Here is a 17,604-nt window from a genome sequence, read left to right as displayed (position 1 = left end):
TGCGGTGAATTAGGGTTCTTGACGTGGAGCCCGACCTGTTCACCGCAGCCGCCGAAGAGCGCCAGGAGAAGGACCCCGCCGGGAGTCCCCTGGCGGTGCGGATGCGTCCGCGCACCCTCGACGAGGTGGTGGGCCAGCAGCATCTGCTGAAGCCCGGCTCGCCCCTGCGCCGCCTGGTCGGCGAGGGCACGGGCGGCCCGGCGGGCCCGTCCTCGGTGATCCTGTGGGGTCCGCCCGGCACCGGCAAGACCACCCTCGCCTACGTCGTCTCCAAGGCCACCAACAAGCGCTTCGTCGAACTGTCGGCGATCACCGCGGGCGTCAAGGAGGTCCGCGCGGTCATCGAGGGAGCCCGCCGCGCCACCGGTGGGTACGGCAAGGAGACCGTCCTCTTCCTCGACGAGATCCACCGCTTCAGCAAGGCCCAGCAGGATTCCCTCCTCCCGGCCGTCGAGAACCGCTGGGTCACCCTGATCGCCGCGACCACCGAGAACCCGTACTTCTCGGTGATCTCCCCGCTGCTGTCCCGCTCGCTCCTGCTGACCCTCGAACCCCTCACGGACGACGATCTCCGCGGGCTGCTGCGCAGGGCGCTCGGCGACGACCGCGGCCTCAAGGACGCCGTCACCCTCCCCGAGGACACCGAGGACCACCTCCTGCGGATCGCCGGCGGTGACGCCCGCCGGGCCCTGACCGCCCTGGAGGCCGCCGCCGGGGCCGCGCTCGACAAGGCCGAGGCGGAGATCTCCCTCACCACGCTCGAGGAGACGGTCGACCGAGCCGCCGTGAAGTACGACCGCGACGGCGACCAGCACTACGACGTCGCCAGCGCCCTCATCAAATCCATCCGCGGCTCGGACGTCGACGCCGCGCTGCACTACCTGGCCCGGATGATCGAGGCCGGCGAGGACCCCCGCTTCATCGCCCGCCGCCTGATGATCTCCGCGAGCGAGGACATCGGCCTGGCCGATCCCCAGGCCCTGCCGATCGCGGTCGCCGCCGCCCAGGCCGTCGCCATGATCGGCTTCCCCGAGGCCGCCCTGACCCTCAGCCACGCCACCATCGCCCTCGCGCTGGCCCCCAAGTCCAACGCTGCGACGACGGCGATCGGCGCGGCCATGGAGGACGTACGCAAGGGGCTGGCCGGATCCGTGCCGCCCCACCTGCGCGACGGGCACTACAAGGGCGCCGCCAAGCTCGGCCACGCGCAGGGGTATGTGTATCCGCACGATCTGCCCGAGGGCATCGCCGAGCAGCAGTACGCCCCGGACGCCCTCAAGGACCGCGAGTACTACGCGCCGACCAGGCACGGCGCCGAGGCGCGGTACGCGGACGCGGTCGAGTGGACCAGAGCGCACCTCGGTCGCAAGCGGTCCTGAGCGCCCTGTAGAATCCCTCGGAGTGCTGCGTCCTGTGCAGTCAGAACAGGACAGTCAGCCGGAGCCAGTCAGAGGACCCAGTCCCCGGATCGGCTCCAGGAGCGTCGCGCACCGTTCGATTGGTGTCGCGGGCAGCCCACCACCACTCGTCGCATGACGGGACCGGTCGGTGGGCCACTCGCGTGCTGCACGTATGTGCCCAGACCAGGGGAGCGGCTGCCCATCAGGCCCGGCAACGGACCCGGCGGGTTTCCCCGGCTGCGGATGCGACCTCCCTCAACCCTGACGAGCCGAACACTGAGAAATGAGAGATTGTGGCGAACCAGTCCCGCCCCAAGGTCAAGAAGTCGCGTGCCCTCGGCATCGCGCTGACCCCGAAGGCCGTCAAGTACTTCGAGGCCCGCCCCTACCCCCCGGGTGAGCACGGCCGTGGCCGCAAGCAGAACTCGGACTACAAGGTCCGTCTGCTCGAGAAGCAGCGTCTGCGTGCGCAGTACGACGTGTCCGAGCGCCAGCTCGTCCGCGCCTACGAGCGTGCCTCCAAGGTGCAGGGCAAGACCGGTGAGGCCCTGATCATCGAGCTCGAGCGCCGTCTCGACGCGCTGGTCCTGCGTTCGGGCATCGCCCGCACGATCTACCAGGCCCGCCAGATGGTCGTCCACGGCCACATCGAGGTCAACGGCGGCAAGGTCGACAAGCCGTCGTTCCGCGTCCGTCCCGACGACGTCGTGATGGTCCGCGAGCGCAGCCGCAGCAAGACGCTGTTCGAGGTCGCCCGCGCCGGTGGGTTCGCCCCCGACGGCGAGACCCCGCGCTACCTCCAGGTGAACCTCGGCGCCCTGGCGTTCCGCCTGGACCGCGAGCCGAACCGCAAGGAGATCCCGGTGATCTGCGACGAGCAGCTCGTCGTCGAGTACTACGCCCGCTGATCACCAGCCGGACGTAGTACACGCACCACCTCAGCCCGCCGTCTCCCCACCCTTCCGGGTGGGCGAGGCGGCGGGTTCCTGCATGGCGGCGCCACCCTGAGCGTGCCGTGCGGGTCCGCGCGGCACGGGCAACGCCTCCGGACTCCGCCCCAGCACCCGGGCCACGGCCGCGTCCCGGCCGAGCCGGCCCCCCGTCCGCACGCACTCCGCGTACCGCTCGTCGCCCAGGCCCTCGCGGGCCGTCGCCTCGCACAGCTCGTGCGGCGCGTTGTAGTAGGCGGAGCCGAACAGCGGCAGGCCCACCGAGGGCCACATCGAGGCGGCGGCGCCCTGTAGCACCGCGGCCTCCGCCGTGTCGCCCTGGGCCGCCGTGACCAGCGCCAGCAGTTCGATCGTCAGCACCGAACCGAGCAGATCGTGGAAGGCGTGGGCGGCGCCCAGACAGTCGGTCAGCAGCGTGCGGGCCGCCGGCAGATCGCCCTCGCTCCAGGCCGCGTACGCCAGCACATACAGCGCGTACGACCTGGTCCAGCCCTCGCCGTGGTCCTCGCAGACCCGGCGGACGTCCTGGCACAGCCGTACCGCCTCCGGCAGGTCGCCCTGGAACGCGCGCGTCATCGCCAGCTCGACCTGGCCCATCAGGACGTTGCTGTTGAGCTCGCCGATCTCCTGGTAACGCTCCAGCGCCGAGCGCAGCAGCGTCTCCGCGCGGGCCATGTCGTCGCTGACCAGCGCCAGACAGCCGGTGCGGTGCTCGGCGTACGCCACAGCCGTCGGGTTCGCGGACCGCTCCGCCTCCTCCCGGCACTCATGGAGCGCGGCCAGCGCCGGTACCGTGTCGCCCTGCAGGATCGCGACGTAGCCGAGCACCCACAGCGCCTTGAGCCGGGACAGTTCGTTGTCGGACTCCAGCCGCACGGCCTGCTCCAGCCAGTGCCGGCCCTCCGACAGCCGTCCGCAGCCGACCCAGAAGAACCAGAGCGAACCTGCCAGGTACTGGCCCAGATGCGCCTCGTCAGGGTCGCCGAGGCAGTGCTCCAGGGCGCTGCGCAGATTCGGCAGCTCCGCGTCGATACGGGCGGCCACCTCCGCCTGCCGCGGGGAGAACCAGTCCAGCTCGCACCAGGTCGCCAGGCCCAGATACCAGTCGCGGTGCCGTCGCCGCAGCCGGTCCGCGTCCCCGGTCGCCTCCAGCCACTCGGCGCCGTACGCCCGGACCGTGTCCAGCATCCGGTAGCGCACGCCCGTCGCGGTCTCCTCGCGCCCGACCACGGACTGCGCGAGCAGCTCCGTCAGCACGTCGAGAACGTCCTGCTCGGCCAGCCCGTTGCCGCTGCACACGTACTCCACGGCCTCCAGGTCGAACAGCCCCGCGAACACCGAGAGGCGGGACCACAGCAGCCGCTCCTGAGGCGTGCACAGCTCATGGCTCCAGCCGATCGCCGTACGCAGCGTCCGATGCCGGGGCAGAGTGTCCCGCCCCCCGCCGGTCAGCAGCCGGAACCGGTCGTCGAGCCGCTCCAGCAGCTGACCGGGGGACAGGGCCCGCAGCCGCCCGGCGGCCAGCTCGACAGCGAGCGGGATGCCGTCGAGACGCCGGCACAGTTCCCGTACGTCGGGATCGGCGGCGACGGACACGCCCTGCCGGTCCGCCCGGTCCACGAAGAGCTCCACGGCCTCGGCCTCGGTGAGCGGCTCCAGCGCGAACACCCGCTCGCCCGCCACGGACAGCGGACGGCGGCCCACGGCGAGCACCCTGAGCCCCGGCGCCCGGTGCAGCAGATCGGTCACCAGCTCGGCGCAGACGTCCACCAGGTGCTCGAACCCGTCGAGAACCAGCAGGACTTCACGCTCCGGCCGGGCCAGGTGTGCGAGCAGGATCTCGCGCGGCAGCCGGGTGGTGTGGTCGGTCAGCCCCAGCGCCTCCACGACCGCGAAGTCGACGAACTCCGGATCGCGCACCGACGCCAGATCGACCCGCCACGCCCCGTCCCGCAGCGCCGCCCGTGCCGCCAGCCGGGACTTGCCGATGCCGCCGGGGCCGGTCAGGGTCACCAGTCGCGAGCTCTCCAGAGCCAGGGAGAGTGCGGCGAGTTCGGCCGAGCGGCCCACGAACGCGTCCAGTTCGAGGGGGAGATTGCCGTCGCAGAGCCGATCGTCACGCATGGAACACGGAGCGTACTGAAGCGTGTTCGGTCCGTACAATCGCTCCGCGCGACGCGCTCTCGCGCGCACGGTAATCCGGTGCGGAGGCCCGCCCGCGGCGCGATAGGCTCACTGCACGACTTTTTCGATGTTCAGGCACGTACAGGGAGCGGGTGCGCGGTGTCCGGTGGCGAGGTGGCCGGGATCCTGGTGGCCGTCTTCTGGGCGATCCTGGTCTCCTTCCTCGCCGTCGCGCTGGCGAGGCTGGCCCAGACGCTCAGGGCGACCACCAAGCTGGTGGCGGACGTGACCGACCAGGCCGTCCCGCTCCTGGCGGACGCCTCCTCGGCGGTCCGCTCCGCGCAGACCCAGATCGACCGGGTGGACGCGATCGCCTCGGACGTCCAGGAGGTCACCTCCAACGCCTCCGCGCTGTCCACCACCGTCGCCTCCACCTTCGGCGGCCCCCTGGTCAAGGTCGCGGCCTTCGGATACGGCGTGCGCAGAGCGATCAGCGGCCGCAAGGACGACGTGCCCGCCAAGGCACCCCGGCGTACCGTGATCGTGGGCCGCACCGTTCCGGCGTCACGACGGAGCAAGCGGAAGAAGGACTGAGACCTAGCGATGTTCCGCCGTACGTTCTGGTTCAGCACGGGCGTCGCCGCCGGTGTGTGGGCCACCACCAAGGTCAACCGCAAGCTGAGGCAGCTGACCCCCGAGAGCCTCGCCGCGACCGCGGCGAACAAGGCGCTCGAGGCCGGTCACCGCATCAAGGACCGCGCGGTGGGCTTCGCGCTCGACGTCCGCGACAACATGGCCCAGCGGGAGGAAGAACTGGGCGACGCACTGGGGCTGAACGCCCCGGTCGACCCCGAACTCCCCGCACCCCGGCGGTACACCGCCATCGAGAACCGCAACAACCCGAAGTACGTCGAGGGATCGACGTACCGGACGTACCCGTACAACCGAAACGAGGACCACTGATGGAGTCGGCCGAGATCCGCCGCCGCTGGCTGAGCTTCTACGAGGAGCGCGGTCACACCGTCGTCCCTTCGGCGTCGCTCATCGCGGACGACCCGACTCTGCTCCTGGTCCCCGCCGGCATGGTCCCCTTCAAGCCCTACTTCCTCGGTGAGGTCAAGCCGCCGTGGGCGCGCGCGACCAGCGTGCAGAAGTGCGTGCGCACGCCGGACATCGAAGAGGTCGGCAAGACCACCCGGCACGGCACGTTCTTCCAGATGTGCGGCAACTTCTCCTTCGGCGACTACTTCAAGGAAGGCGCCATCAAGTACGCCTGGGAGCTGCTCACCAGCCCCCAGGACAAGGGTGGTTACGGCCTGGAGCCGGAGAAGCTCTGGATCACCGTCTACAAGGACGACGATGAGGCCGAGCGCATCTGGAACGAGATCATCGGCGTGCCCAAGGAGCGCATCCAGCGCCTCGGCATGAAGGACAACTACTGGTCCATGGGCGTCCCCGGACCCTGTGGCCCCTGTTCCGAGATCAACTACGACCGCGGCCCCGAGTTCGGCGTCGAGGGCGGCCCCGCCGTCAACGACGAGCGGTACGTGGAGATCTGGAACCTCGTCTTCATGCAGTACGAGCGTGGCGAGGGCATCGGCAAGGACAACTTCGAGATCCTCGGCGAGCTCCCCAGCAAGAACATCGACACGGGCCTCGGCCTCGAGCGGCTCGCGATGATTCTGCAGGGCGTGCAGAACATGTACGAGATCGACACCTCCATGGCCGTCATCAAGAAGGCCACCGAGCTGACGGGTGTCGCGTACGGCGACGCCCACGCGTCGGACGTCTCCCTGCGCGTGGTCACCGACCACATGCGGACGTCCGTGATGCTCATCGGCGACGGTGTGACCCCCGGCAACGAGGGCCGTGGTTACGTCCTGCGCCGCATCATGCGCCGCGCCATCCGCAACATGCGGCTGCTCGGAGCCACCGGTCCGGTCGTGCTCGACCTGATCGACACCGTGATCGCCATGATGGGCCAGCAGTACCCCGAGCTCGTCACCGACCGCGAGCGGATCGAGAAGGTCGCCGTCGCCGAGGAGAACGCGTTCCTCAAGGCCCTCAAGGGCGGCACGAACATCCTCGACACCGCCGTCACCGAGACCAAGCAGTCCGGCGGCACCGTCCTGTCCGGCGACAAGGCGTTCCTGCTCCACGACACCTGGGGCTTCCCGATCGACCTCACCCTGGAGATGGCCGCCGAGCAGGGGCTGTCCGTGGACGAGGACGGCTTCCGCCGTCTGATGAAGGAGCAGCGGGAGCGCGCCAAGGCCGACGCGCAGGCCAAGAAGACCGGCCACGCCGGCGCCGGCGCCTACCGCGAGATCGCGGACAAGGTCGGCGAGACCGAGTTCATCGGCTACGCGGACACCGACGGCGAGTCCACCATCGTCGGCATCCTCGTCGACGGCACCTCCTCCCCGGCCGCCACCGAGGGCGACGAGGTCGAGATCGTCCTGGACCGCACCCCGTTCTACGCCGAGGGCGGCGGCCAGATCGGTGACACCGGCAGGATCAAGGTCGACTCCGGTGCCGTCATCGAGATCCGCGACTGCCAGAAGCCGGTCCCGGGCGTCTACGTCCACAAGGGCGTCGTCCAGTTCGGCGAGGTCACCGTCGGAGCCAAGGCCCACGCCTCGATCGACTCCCGCCGCCGCACGGCCATCGCCCGCGCCCACTCGGCCACCCACCTCACCCACCAGGCCCTGCGTGACGCGCTCGGCCCGACGGCCGCCCAGGCCGGTTCCGAGAACCAGCCCGGCCGCTTCCGCTTCGACTTCGGGTCCCCGTCCGCCGTTCCCACGGCCGTGATGACCGACGTCGAGCAGAAGATCAACGAGGTGCTCGCCCGCGACCTCGATGTGCACGCCGAGATCCTGAGCCTCGACGAGGCCAAGAAGCAGGGCGCCATCGCCGAGTTCGGCGAGAAGTACGGCGAGCGCGTCCGCGTCGTCACCATCGGCGACTTCTCCAAGGAGCTGTGCGGCGGCACCCACGTGCACAACACCTCGCAGCTCGGCCTGGTCAAGCTGCTCGGCGAGTCGTCGATCGGCTCGGGTGTGCGCCGTATCGAGGCCCTCGTAGGCGTCGACGCCTACAACTTCCTCGCCCGTGAGCACACCGTCGTCGCCCAGCTCCAGGAGCTGATCAAGGGCCGCCCGGAGGAGCTCCCGGAGAAGGTCTCCGCCATGCTCGGCAAGCTGAAGGACGCCGAGAAGGAGATCGAGAAGTTCCGCGCCGAGAAGGTCCTGCAGGCCGCGGGCGGTCTCGCCGAGTCCGCCAAGGACGTCCGCGGCATCGCTCTGGTCACCGGTCAGGTCCCGGACGGCACCACCGCCGACGACCTGCGCAAGCTGGTCCTCGACGTACGCGGCCGCATCCAGGGCGGCCGGGCCGCGGTCGTGGCGCTGTTCACCACGGTCAACGGCAAGCCGCTCACGGTCATCGCCACCAACGAGGCCGCCCGTGAGCGTGGCCTCAAGGCCGGCGAGCTGGTCCGCGCGGCCGCCAAGACCCTCGGCGGCGGCGGTGGCGGCAAGCCGGACGTCGCCCAGGGCGGCGGCCAGAACCCGGCCGCGATCGGCGAGGCCGTCGAGGCCGTCGAGCGTCTGGTCGCGGACACCGCGAAGTGACGATGCGCAGAGGCCGCCGACTCGCCATCGACGTCGGGGACGCCCGGATCGGGGTCGCCTCGTGCGACCCCGACGGGATCCTCGCCACCCCGGTGGAGACGGTCCCCGGCCGGGACGTCCCGGCCGCCCATCGACGGCTGAAGCAGATCGTCGAGGAGTACGAGCCGATCGAGGTCGTCGTCGGTCTTCCTCGCTCCCTCAAGGGGGGCGAGGGCCCGGCCGCGGTGAAGGTCAGGGCCTTCGCGCAGGAGCTCGCCAAGGGCATCGCGCCGATACCGGTGAGGCTGCTGGACGAGCGGATGACCACGGTGACGGCCAGCCAGGGACTGCGCGCCTCGGGCGTGAAATCCAAGAAGGGCCGCTCCGTCATCGACCAGGCCGCCGCTGTGATCATCCTCCAGCAGGCGCTCGAATCCGAACGGGTGTCAGGTAAAGCACCCGGAGAGAGCGTCGAAGTGGTCATCTGATCGCGATACGGTAACGTTCCGCGCGACTGCGGCGCTGTTCGAACAGATGCCGCACAGAGAGAGGCGGAACTGATGCCGGGCCACAAGCCGCGCGACCGCCGCCTCGCGGCTCTAGGGGATCGATGACTGAGTATGGCCGGGGCCAGGAAGGCTCCGAACCGTGGCATCCGCAGGACCCGTATTACGGGGACGGCGGATGGGAAGGGCAGCAGGGCCACGTCGGCCATCAAGCTGCCTACGGCGGCCAGCCGCAGCACTACCCGCAGCAGCCGCAGCAGCAGTCGGAGTACGGCGACTGGGGCACGGGCCAGCAAGGCGATTACGGTCAGGCGCAGCAGCAGTACCCGCAGCAGTACGACCAGCAGCAGTACGACCCGAACCAGAATTGCGACCAGCAGCAGTACGCGCCCCAGCAGCACCAGCAGCAGTACGACAACAACGCCTGGGGCACCGGGACGCACACGCACGTCCCGTACACGGACCCGTCGGACCCCTACGGCCAGCAGGTCGCCGCGTACGGCACCGGGGAGCAGCCGGACTACTACGGCACCCCCGACGCCTACCCGCCGCCGGAGCCGCCGAGCCGCCGCCGCACCGAGCCCGAGCCGCAGCGGGCGGACTGGGATCCCGGCCCCGACCAGGGCGAACACGCCTTCTTCGCGGGCGGCGATGACGACGAGGACGATGCCGAGGACACCGACGACGAGGGCGGACGCGGCGACCGCAGGGGCCGCGGCGGCAAGAAGCCGAAGAAACGGCGCAGTGGCTGCGCGTGCCTGGTGGTTCTGCTGGTGTTCGGTGGCGGGGTCGGTGGCGTGGGGTATTTCGGCTACCAGTTCTACAAGGATCGTTTCGCCTCGGCACCGGACTACGCGGGTGACGGCACCAGCGCGACGGTGCCGATCTCGGTACCGAAGGGCGCGGGCGGTGCCGAGATTGGGCGGCTGCTGAAGGACGCGGACGTCGTCAAGAGCGTCGACGCGTTCGTCTCCGCGTTCACTCAGAACAAGGACGCGGGCAAGATCCAGGCCGGCTCTTACCTGCTGAACAAGCAGATGTCCGGCGAGAGCGCCGTGGAGCTGATGCTCGACCCCAAGAGCCAGAACAACCTGATCGTCACCGAGGGCGAGCGCAACACGGCGGTCTACGCGAAGATCGACAAGCGCCTCGACCTCGACAAGGGCACCACGGCGAAGGTCGCGAAGCAGAAGTACAAGGAGTTCGGGCTCCCCGACTGGGCGCTCGGCCACTCCGATCTGAAGGATCCGCTCGAAGGGTTCCTCTACCCCTCCGCCTACGCGGCCAGCAAGGGGCAGAAGCCGGAGGCCGTCCTCAAGGAGATGGTCGCCCGGGCGAACGACACGTACGAGGAGCTCGGCCTGGAGAAGAAGGCCGAGGGCCTGGGCCTCGACGGTCCCTGGGAGCTGCTCACCGTGGCGAGCCTCGCGCAGGCCGAGGGCACCAGCCACGACGACTTCCGCAAGATGGCCGAGGTCGTCTACAACCGGCTCAAGCCCGGGAACCCGCAAACGTACGGCTCCCTGGAGTTCGACTCCACGTACAACTACGTCAAGAACCAGAGCAAGATCGACCTGACGATCGCCGAGCTGAAGCAGTACAACAACCCGTACAACACGTACTACGTCAAGGGGCTGCCCCCCGGGCCCATCGACAACCCCGGTGCGGAGGCGCTCAAGGGAGCGCTCAACCCGACGAAGCAGGGCTGGTACTACTTCATCTCGCTGGACGGCAAGACCAGCAAGTTCACCAAGACGCTCGCGGAGCACGACAAGCTGGTCCAGCGGTTCAACGCGTCGAGGAACGAGGACTGACAACGGTCGGGCCCCGCGGCGGAAGTCCGCCCCGGGGCCCGACCGTTCGGCCGATCCGTCAGCCGCACCAGCCCAGCGGGCTCGTGTACGTGTCGGTGTACGGAGACGAAGAGCTCCACCAGCGGGTCGACCCCATGTACTGCACGCACTTGCCCGCGGCCTTCACCCGCACGGGACCGGCGTACGAGTTGTAGTTGCCGGGGTCCTTGAGCCAGGTGCCGCCCTCGGCACGGATGCCGACGTTGACGGGGTTGCCGATCTGCTCGCCCGTGACGACCGTGACCGCGCAGTTGTAGCCGGTCGAGGAGTTGTAGAGCAGGTACACGATCGCCTGTGGCCCGCCGGTCTCCAGGTACAGGCCCAGCTCGTGGGACGACTGGACGTAGTAGCCCGAACCGCAGACGGTGACGGGGTTGCTCGCCGCCTGTGCGGAGCCCGTGAACGCCAGGGAGATGCCCAGGGCGGCGCAGATCGCCACGACTGCTCTCAGAACGTGTCTCATGGTGGTGTGGGGTGTCCTCACTGACAAAGGATCAAGACGCGAGGGACGATACGATCCGGAGGGGTCGTCAGACAGCGGGTTTCCGGACGCCGAGTGGCGATTTTCGGATGATTGTTCGACTGGGGGCCGACGTCGGGACACGGACCGGATCCGCAGGCGCCGCAGGGCGGATTCGCGATGCTCAAGGACAGGTTCAATGACAGCTCGGGCCACTGACACCCGCCGGGCCGCCGTGCTCGGTTCGCCCATCGACCATTCGCTCTCGCCGGTGCTGCACCGCGCCGCGTACGAGGAACTGGGGCTCACGGACTGGTCGTACGACCGTTTCGACCTCGACGAGGCCGCGCTGCCCGGGTTCGTCGCGGACCTGGGCCCGGAGTGGGCCGGGTTGTCGCTGACCATGCCGCTGAAGCGGGCCGTCATCCCGCTGCTCGACGAGGTCAGCGAGACCGCCGCCTCGGTCGAGGCGGTCAACACCCTCGTGTTCACCGAGGACGGCCGCCGCGTCGGCGACAACACCGACATCCCCGGGATCGTCGCCGCCCTGCGTGAGCACGGCATCGAGCAGGTGGGCTCCGCCGCGATCCTCGGCGCGGGCGCCACCGCGTCCTCCGCGCTGGCCGCGCTGGCCCGGGTCTGCACGGGTGAGGTCGTCGTCTACGTCCGCAGCGAGGCCCGCGCCGCCGAGATGCGGCAGTGGGGCGAGCGACTCGACGTCGAGGTGCGTACCGAGGACTGGGCCGACGCCGCCGACGCGCTGCACCGCCCGCTGGTGATCGCCACCACCCCGGCCGGTACGACGGACGCCCTGGCCGCCGCCGTACCCGAGCGGCCCACCACCCTCTTCGACGTGCTCTACGAGCCGTGGCCCACCGAGCTCGCGGCCCGCTGGTCCATGTTCGGCGGGGCCGTGGTCAGCGGACTCGACCTGCTGGTGCACCAGGCGGTGCTGCAGGTCGAGCAGATGACGGGCTGTGCCCGGGCCCCGCTGGCGGCCATGCGAAAAGCGGGCGAGCGCGCGCTGGCCGCCCGCTAGGATCCTCCGGGTTCCGCAGGGGGTGGAACCGGGAGGGGAGTACAGACGTGTCCGCAGGCATGCAGCTGGCATCCGGCAAGAGCGAGATATTCGAAGCCGTACTGAAGTTCATGCCCGACTGGGTGCAGATCACGGTGATCGCCCTGGTCGTGCTCGCGGTGGTGGTGTCCTGGGCCGTCAAGCTCAAGCGCAGGATCGACTACGGGCGTGCCCTGCGCAACGGGCAGCCGGTCCACGCGGCGGCGCAGTACGGGCAGCGCAGCGGCGCCCACTATCTCGGTGCGTACGCGCCCCAGCAGGCGCCGGCCGCGCCGCAGCCGGCGCCCGCCCAGCAGAGCGGTGCCGACTTCCTGGGGGCCTACGCGCCGCAGAACCGGCAGGGGAACGGTTCCGTCTGAGCCGTTCCGGTGCGCATCCGTCCGCCTGATGGACCAGCGGCGGGAGGAGCGTGCCGGACATGGGAGGATCGAAGGTGGCGGGCCGGGGCCGCGCACCCGGTCGCGCCATTGCCGTACGCGAGGACGCGTGTACGCAGGGCAGTACGAGGGCGCGAGCACTGAGGAGCACCGTTGAGCAGGTTGCGCTGGCTGACCGCGGGGGAGTCCCACGGCCCCGCACTCGTCGCGACGCTGGAGGGCCTTCCCGCCGGCGTGCCGATCACCACGGAGATGGTGGCGGACCACCTCGCCCGGCGCCGCCTCGGTTATGGACGCGGTGCCCGGATGAAGTTCGAGCAGGACCAGGTCACCTTCCTCGGCGGCGTCCGGCACGGCCTCACCCTCGGCTCCCCGGTCGCGATCATGGTGGGCAACACCGAGTGGCCCAAGTGGGAGCAGGTCATGGCTCCCGACCCCATCGACCCGGAGATCCTGGCCGGACTCGCGCGCAACGCGCCGCTGACCCGCCCGCGCCCCGGCCACGCCGACCTCGCCGGCATGCAGAAGTACGGCTTCGACGAGGCCCGCCCGATCCTGGAGCGCGCCTCCGCCCGCGAGACCGCGGCGCGTGTGGCCCTGGGCGCGGTGGCCCGGTCGTACCTCAAGGAGACGGCCGGCATCGAGATCGTCAGCCACGTCGTCGAGCTGTGCTCCGTGAAGGCCCCGCAGGGTGTGTACCCCACCCCGGCCGACGTCGAGAAGCTGGACGCCGACCCGCTGCGCTGCCTGGACGCGGACACGTCGAAGGCGATGGTGGCCGAGGTCGACCAGGCCCACAAGGACGGCGACACCCTCGGCGGCGTGGTCGAGATCCTGGCCTACGGCGTCCCGGTGGGCCTCGGCTCGCATGTGCACTGGGACCGCAAGCTGGACGCCCGTCTGGCCGGTGCGCTCATGGGCATCCAGGCCATCAAGGGCGTCGAGCTCGGTGACGGTTTCGAGCTGGCGCGGGTGCCCGGATCCAAGGCGCACGACGAGATCGTCAACACGCCCGAGGGCATCCGCCGCGTCTCCGGCCGCGCCGGCGGCACCGAGGGCGGTCTGAGCACGGGCGAGCTGCTGCGCGTACGTGCGGCGATGAAGCCGATCGCGACCGTCCCGCGCGCCCTGCAGACCGTGGACGTCACCACCGGCGAGGCGGCCCAGGCCCACCACCAGCGCTCCGACGTCTCCGCGGTGCCCGCCGCGGGCATCGTCGCCGAGGCCATGGTCGCCCTGGTCCTCGCGGACGCGGTGGCGGAGAAGTTCGGCGGCGACTCGGTGCCCGAGACCCGCCGGAACGTCCGGTCGTACCTCGAGAACCTGGCCATCCGATGACCCGTCCGCAGGTGGTGCTCGTCGGCCCGATGGGCGTGGGCAAGTCCACCGTCGGGCAGCTGCTGGCCGCACGGCTGGGCGTCGGCTACCGGGACACGGACGACGACATCGTCGCCGAGCAGGGCCGGAGCATCGCCGAGATCTTCGTCGACGAGGGTGAGCCGGTCTTCCGGGCGATCGAGAAGGACGCCGTGCGCCGGGCGCTCGCCGAGCACGACGGTGTCCTCGCCCTCGGCGGCGGCTCGATCCTCGACGAGGACACCCGCGTGCTCCTTGCCGGGCAGCGGGTCGTCTACCTCTCGATGGACGTCGAGGAGGCGGTCCAGCGCACCGGACTCAACGCCGCCCGCCCGCTGCTCGCGGTCAACCCGCGCAAGCAGTGGCGCGAGCTGATGGAGGCACGGCGGCACCTGTACGAGGGGATCGCCACGGCGGTCGTCGCCACGGACGGCCGTACGCCCGAAGAAGTCACCCAAGCCGCCCTGGACGCACTGGAGTTGAAGGAAGCATGAGCGAGGCAGCGACGCGGATCCAGGTCGGCGGCACCGCGGGCAGCGAGCCGTACGAGGTCCTGGTGGGCCGTCAACTCCTGGGCGAGCTCGGCGCGTTGATCGGCCCCAAGGCCAAGCGGGTCGCGGTCGTCCACCCCGAGGCGCTCGCCGAGACCGGTGAGGCGCTACGGGCCGACCTCGCCGAGCAGGGCTTCGAGACGGTCGCCATCCAGGTGCCCAACGCCGAGGAGGCCAAGACCGCCGAGGTCGCCGCCTACTGCTGGAAGGCGCTGGGCCAGTCCGGCTTCACCCGTACCGACGTCGTCGTGGGCGTCGGCGGCGGCGCGACCACCGACCTGGCCGGTTTCGTGGCCGCGACCTGGCTGCGCGGCGTGCGCTGGATCGCGATCCCCACCACCGTCCTGGCGATGGTGGACGCGGCCGTCGGCGGCAAGACCGGCATCAACACCGCCGAGGGCAAGAACCTCGTCGGGGCCTTCCACCCGCCGGCCGGTGTGCTGTGCGACCTGGCCGCGCTGGAGTCCCTGCCGGTCAACGACTACGTCTCCGGACTCGCGGAGATCATCAAGGCCGGCTTCATCGCCGATCCGGTGATCCTGGACCTCATCGAGTCGGACCCGCAGGCCGCTCGCACCCCGGCGGGCCCGCACACGTCCGAGCTGATCGAGCGGGCCATCCGGGTCAAGGCCGAGGTCGTCTCCGCGGACCTGAAGGAGTCGGGGCTGCGGGAGATCCTCAACTACGGTCACACGCTGGCCCACGCCATCGAGAAGAACGAGCGGTACAAGTGGCGGCACGGCGCCGCCGTCGCCGTGGGCATGCACTTCGCGGCCGAACTCGGCCGTGTCGCGGGCCGGTTGGACGACGCCACGGCGGACCGTCACCGTACGGTCCTGGAGTCGGTCGGCCTGCCGCTGCACTACCGCTACGACCAGTGGCCCAAGCTGCTGGAGAACATGAAGGTCGACAAGAAGTCCCGCGGCGACCTGCTGCGCTTCATCGTCCTGGACGGACTGGGCAAGCCCACCGTCCTGGAGGGCCCCGACCCGGCCGTGCTGCTCGCCGCGTACGGCGAGGTGGGCGAGTAGTCCGCACAGGCGCCATCCGTCCGATTTGCCTTACGGGCACGGGCACTTAGGGTCGTCCCCGGCCGTTCACCAAACGGCGGCCGGGGACGGTACCGTTCGGTAAGGAGCGGGGTTCGTACCCTGCTGCCAGCGCCAATTGCCTGTACGAGACGGAGTGGCACCGGATGCAGCACGCAGTGGGTTCTCCGCTGCCGCCGCCCCACCAGCCGGGGCACGGACCGGCCGTCGGCTGGTCGCCGGCCGCACAACACCCGGGTTCCCCCCACCCGGGTGCGCACCAGGCTTCCGCCTCGGTGCCCCCGCCGCCGCCCCCGGCACCGGGCTTCGCCCCACAGCCTCCGCATCCGCCGGTTCCTCCGGCCCCGGACACCACCGGCCATGTACCGCTGCCCCCCGGCGGCCCCGTCGCGGTCCCCGCGACCCCGTCCGCCGCGGTCGCGTCCGACCCCGCCGGTACGACCCTCGCGGTGCTGCTGATCGGCCCTGCGGGCGCCGGCAAGACGAGCGTCGCCAAATACTGGGCGGACCACCGCCGGGTCCCCACCGCCCACATCAGCCTCGACGACGTCCGCGAATGGGTCCGCTCGGGCTTCGCCGACCCCCAGTCCGGCTGGAACGACCACTCCGAGGCCCAGTACCGCCTAGCCCGCCGCACCTGCGGCTTCGCCGCCCGCAACTTCCTCGCCAACGGCATCTCCTGCATCCTCGACGACGCCGTCTTCCCGGACCGGCCGGTCGTGGGCCTCGGCGGCTGGAAGCGGCACGTGGGTCCGGGGCTGCTGCCGGTGGTCCTGCTGCCGGGCCTGGAGATCGTCCTGGAACGCAACGCGGAACGCTCCGGCAACCGTCGCCTCACGGACGAGGAGGTCGCCCGCATCCACGGCCGCATGGCGGGCTGGTACGGCTCGGGCCTGCCGATCATCGACAACTCGCAGCTGGATGTCCCGCAGACGGCGCAGGTACTGGACGACGTACTGGCACGATCGATCGCAAGCCCCCCGAGCTGGTGATCAGGGGCGCCTGGACCCACCCAAGGGGCGCGGGGAACTGCGCGACCAGCCCCCACGGACCGCTGGTCGGCGTACCCCCCGAAGCGGGCACCCCGTCCCCCGAACGGCACTCCCTCAACCGGCACAAACCAGACACCGCTCCTACGCTCGTGTCATGTCAGAGGTCTACGCGGCCCGCCGCACCAGATTGAGGGAACGCTGCAACGCGGTCGGCAGCACGTCGGCCCTCATCTCCCGCCCCGCCAACGTGCGCTACCTCGCGGGCGCAGCCCCGCTCGGCGCCGTCCTGCTCCTCGGCAAGACCGAGGACCTGCTGGTGTGCTCCGGCCCGCCGGACGACCGTCCCTCCGACGGCCGCCCGGACGAGGCGCTGAGAGTGCACATCCTCCCCGGCGCCGGAGGCGACCCCGCCGTCGCGGCCGGTGACCTCGCCGCCGCACAGGGCGGCGATTCCGTCGCGGTGGAGGAGCACCATCTCACCGTCGCCCGGCACAGAGCCCTCCGCTCGGTCGTCCCGCGGCTGCGGCTCACCGACCTCGGCGGAGCCGTCGAGCAGCTCCGGATCATCAAGGACGAGGAGGAGATCTCCTGCCTCCGGATCGGCGCGGAGATCGCCGACCAGGCCCTGGGGGAGCTCCTGGAGTCCATCCTCGTCGGCCGCACCGAACGGCACCTGGCTCTGGAACTGGAGCGGCGCCTCGTGGATCACGGCGCCGACGGTCCCGCCTTCCCCACCTCCGTCGCCACCGGTCCGAACTCCGGCCGACGGGCCCATCGCCCCACCGACCGCCGCGTAGAGGAGGGCGACTTTCTCTCCGTGTGCCTCGGGGCGAAGTACCGCGGCTACCGCTGTGAGATCGGCCGTACGTTCGTGATCGGTACGTCGCCGGCGGACTGGCAGATCGAGCTGTACGACCTCGTCTTCGCTGCCCAGAGGGCCGGACGGGAGGCTCTCGCACCCGGCGCGGCCTACCGTGATGTGGACCGCGCGGCACGGCAGGTACTGGACTCCGCGGGGTACGCGGAGGCCCTTCCGGTGCTGACCGGACACGGCGTGGGGCTCGAAATCGACGAGGACCCGCAGCTGGCCCCCGCAGCCATGGGTAAACTGGACGCTTGCGTGCCGGTCACCGTCGAACCGGGGGTCCACCTCCCGGGCCGGGGCGGTGTCCGGATCGATGACACGCTCGTCGTACGCCCCGAGGCGGACGGCGGACCCGAGCTACTCACCATCACGACCAAGGAGCTGCTCGCCCTCTAGTCAGGTGCGTGCGCCGGGGTCGTCCACGTCAGT

The 17,604-nt window shown here is 70.7% G+C and carries 16 protein-coding genes; 14 read left to right on the top strand and 2 right to left on the bottom strand.

The genetic code is table 11. From position 1 onward, the window contains the following. Positions 1-23 precede the first annotated feature (23 nt). Entirely contained in the window at positions 24-1,379 is a 1,356-nt protein-coding gene (locus ACIOHP_RS18325; protein ID WP_361557901.1) for a replication-associated recombination protein A, read from the top strand. Between the two features lie 314 nt (positions 1,380-1,693). Continuing rightward, complete coding sequence (gene rpsD, locus ACIOHP_RS18320; RefSeq protein WP_266833177.1) at positions 1,694-2,308, top strand: 30S ribosomal protein S4; 615 nt, start codon at positions 1,694-1,696, stop codon at positions 2,306-2,308. A gap of 30 nt (positions 2,309-2,338) precedes the next feature. On the opposite strand, the gene ACIOHP_RS18315 is transcribed toward rpsD, so the two are convergent. Further along, positions 2,339-4,474: an ATP-binding protein gene (locus ACIOHP_RS18315; protein WP_401888591.1), complete on the bottom strand. Its 2,136-nt coding sequence runs from the start codon at positions 4,472-4,474 to the stop codon at positions 2,339-2,341. Positions 4,475-4,633: 159 nt separating this feature from the next. Here ACIOHP_RS18315 and ACIOHP_RS18310 point away from each other — a divergent pair, with 159 nt between their 5' ends. The 5 genes from ACIOHP_RS18310 to mltG all read left to right on the top strand — a co-directional run bounded on the left by ACIOHP_RS18310 (position 4,634) and on the right by mltG (position 10,408). Then, positions 4,634-5,068, top strand: a complete 435-nt coding sequence (locus ACIOHP_RS18310) for a DUF948 domain-containing protein (protein ID WP_046260067.1) — start codon at positions 4,634-4,636, stop codon at positions 5,066-5,068. Positions 5,069-5,077: 9 nt separating this feature from the next. Next, entirely contained in the window at positions 5,078-5,437 is a 360-nt protein-coding gene (locus ACIOHP_RS18305; protein ID WP_327715899.1) for a hypothetical protein, read from the top strand. Then, positions 5,437-8,109, top strand: a complete 2,673-nt coding sequence (alaS, locus tag ACIOHP_RS18300) for an alanine--tRNA ligase (protein ID WP_401888587.1) — start codon at positions 5,437-5,439, stop codon at positions 8,107-8,109. The genes ACIOHP_RS18305 and alaS overlap by 1 nt, the downstream gene beginning before the upstream one ends. A 2-nt stretch (positions 8,110-8,111) precedes the next feature. Then, positions 8,112-8,576: a Holliday junction resolvase RuvX gene (gene ruvX / locus ACIOHP_RS18295; RefSeq protein ID WP_307037572.1), complete on the top strand. Its 465-nt coding sequence runs from the start codon at positions 8,112-8,114 to the stop codon at positions 8,574-8,576. Between the two features lie 122 nt (positions 8,577-8,698). Beyond that, entirely contained in the window at positions 8,699-10,408 is a 1,710-nt protein-coding gene (gene mltG / locus ACIOHP_RS18290) for an endolytic transglycosylase MltG (RefSeq protein WP_401888585.1), read from the top strand. A 58-nt stretch (positions 10,409-10,466) separates the two neighbouring features. Here mltG and ACIOHP_RS18285 read toward each other — a convergent pair whose 3' ends face one another. Beyond that, complete coding sequence (locus ACIOHP_RS18285) at positions 10,467-10,910, bottom strand: serine/threonine protein kinase (RefSeq protein ID WP_401888583.1); 444 nt, start codon at positions 10,908-10,910, stop codon at positions 10,467-10,469. A gap of 196 nt (positions 10,911-11,106) precedes the next feature. Here ACIOHP_RS18285 and ACIOHP_RS18280 point away from each other — a divergent pair, with 196 nt between their 5' ends. The 7 genes from ACIOHP_RS18280 (at position 11,107) to ACIOHP_RS18250 (ending at position 17,571) form a co-directional block, all read left to right on the top strand. Then, the gene (locus tag ACIOHP_RS18280) at positions 11,107-11,946 is read left to right on the top strand and encodes a shikimate dehydrogenase (protein WP_401888581.1); all 840 of its coding nucleotides are present in this window, start codon (positions 11,107-11,109) and stop codon (positions 11,944-11,946) included. Positions 11,947-11,993: 47 nt separating this feature from the next. Beyond that, positions 11,994-12,344 carry a hypothetical protein gene (locus ACIOHP_RS18275; protein ID WP_401888578.1) on the top strand — a complete coding sequence of 117 codons (351 nt, stop codon included), beginning with the start codon at positions 11,994-11,996 and terminating at the stop codon, positions 12,342-12,344. A gap of 171 nt (positions 12,345-12,515) precedes the next feature. After that, entirely contained in the window at positions 12,516-13,700 is a 1,185-nt protein-coding gene (gene aroC / locus ACIOHP_RS18270; protein WP_401888575.1) for a chorismate synthase, read from the top strand. Further along, entirely contained in the window at positions 13,697-14,212 is a 516-nt protein-coding gene (locus tag ACIOHP_RS18265; protein ID WP_401888572.1) for a shikimate kinase, read from the top strand. Before aroC ends, ACIOHP_RS18265 begins: the two co-directional genes overlap by 4 nt. Then, positions 14,209-15,300 (top strand): 3-dehydroquinate synthase, encoded by a 1,092-nt coding sequence (gene aroB, locus ACIOHP_RS18260; protein WP_401888569.1) that lies wholly within the window; start codon positions 14,209-14,211, stop codon positions 15,298-15,300. Before ACIOHP_RS18265 ends, aroB begins: the two co-directional genes overlap by 4 nt. A 164-nt stretch (positions 15,301-15,464) precedes the next feature. Further along, positions 15,465-16,310: a Pro-rich N-terminal domain-containing protein gene (locus ACIOHP_RS18255; RefSeq protein ID WP_401888567.1), complete on the top strand. Its 846-nt coding sequence runs from the start codon at positions 15,465-15,467 to the stop codon at positions 16,308-16,310. Between the two features lie 154 nt (positions 16,311-16,464). Next, positions 16,465-17,571 (top strand): aminopeptidase P family protein, encoded by a 1,107-nt coding sequence (locus ACIOHP_RS18250; protein WP_361557931.1) that lies wholly within the window; start codon positions 16,465-16,467, stop codon positions 17,569-17,571. The last annotated feature ends 33 nt before the right edge of the window (positions 17,572-17,604 follow it).

The organism is Streptomyces sp. NPDC087859 (assembly GCF_044742595.1).
Taxonomy (GTDB): Bacteria; Actinomycetota; Actinomycetes; order Streptomycetales; family Streptomycetaceae; genus Streptomyces; species Streptomyces canus_F.
This window is presented reverse-complemented; position numbering and strand designations above follow the sequence as displayed.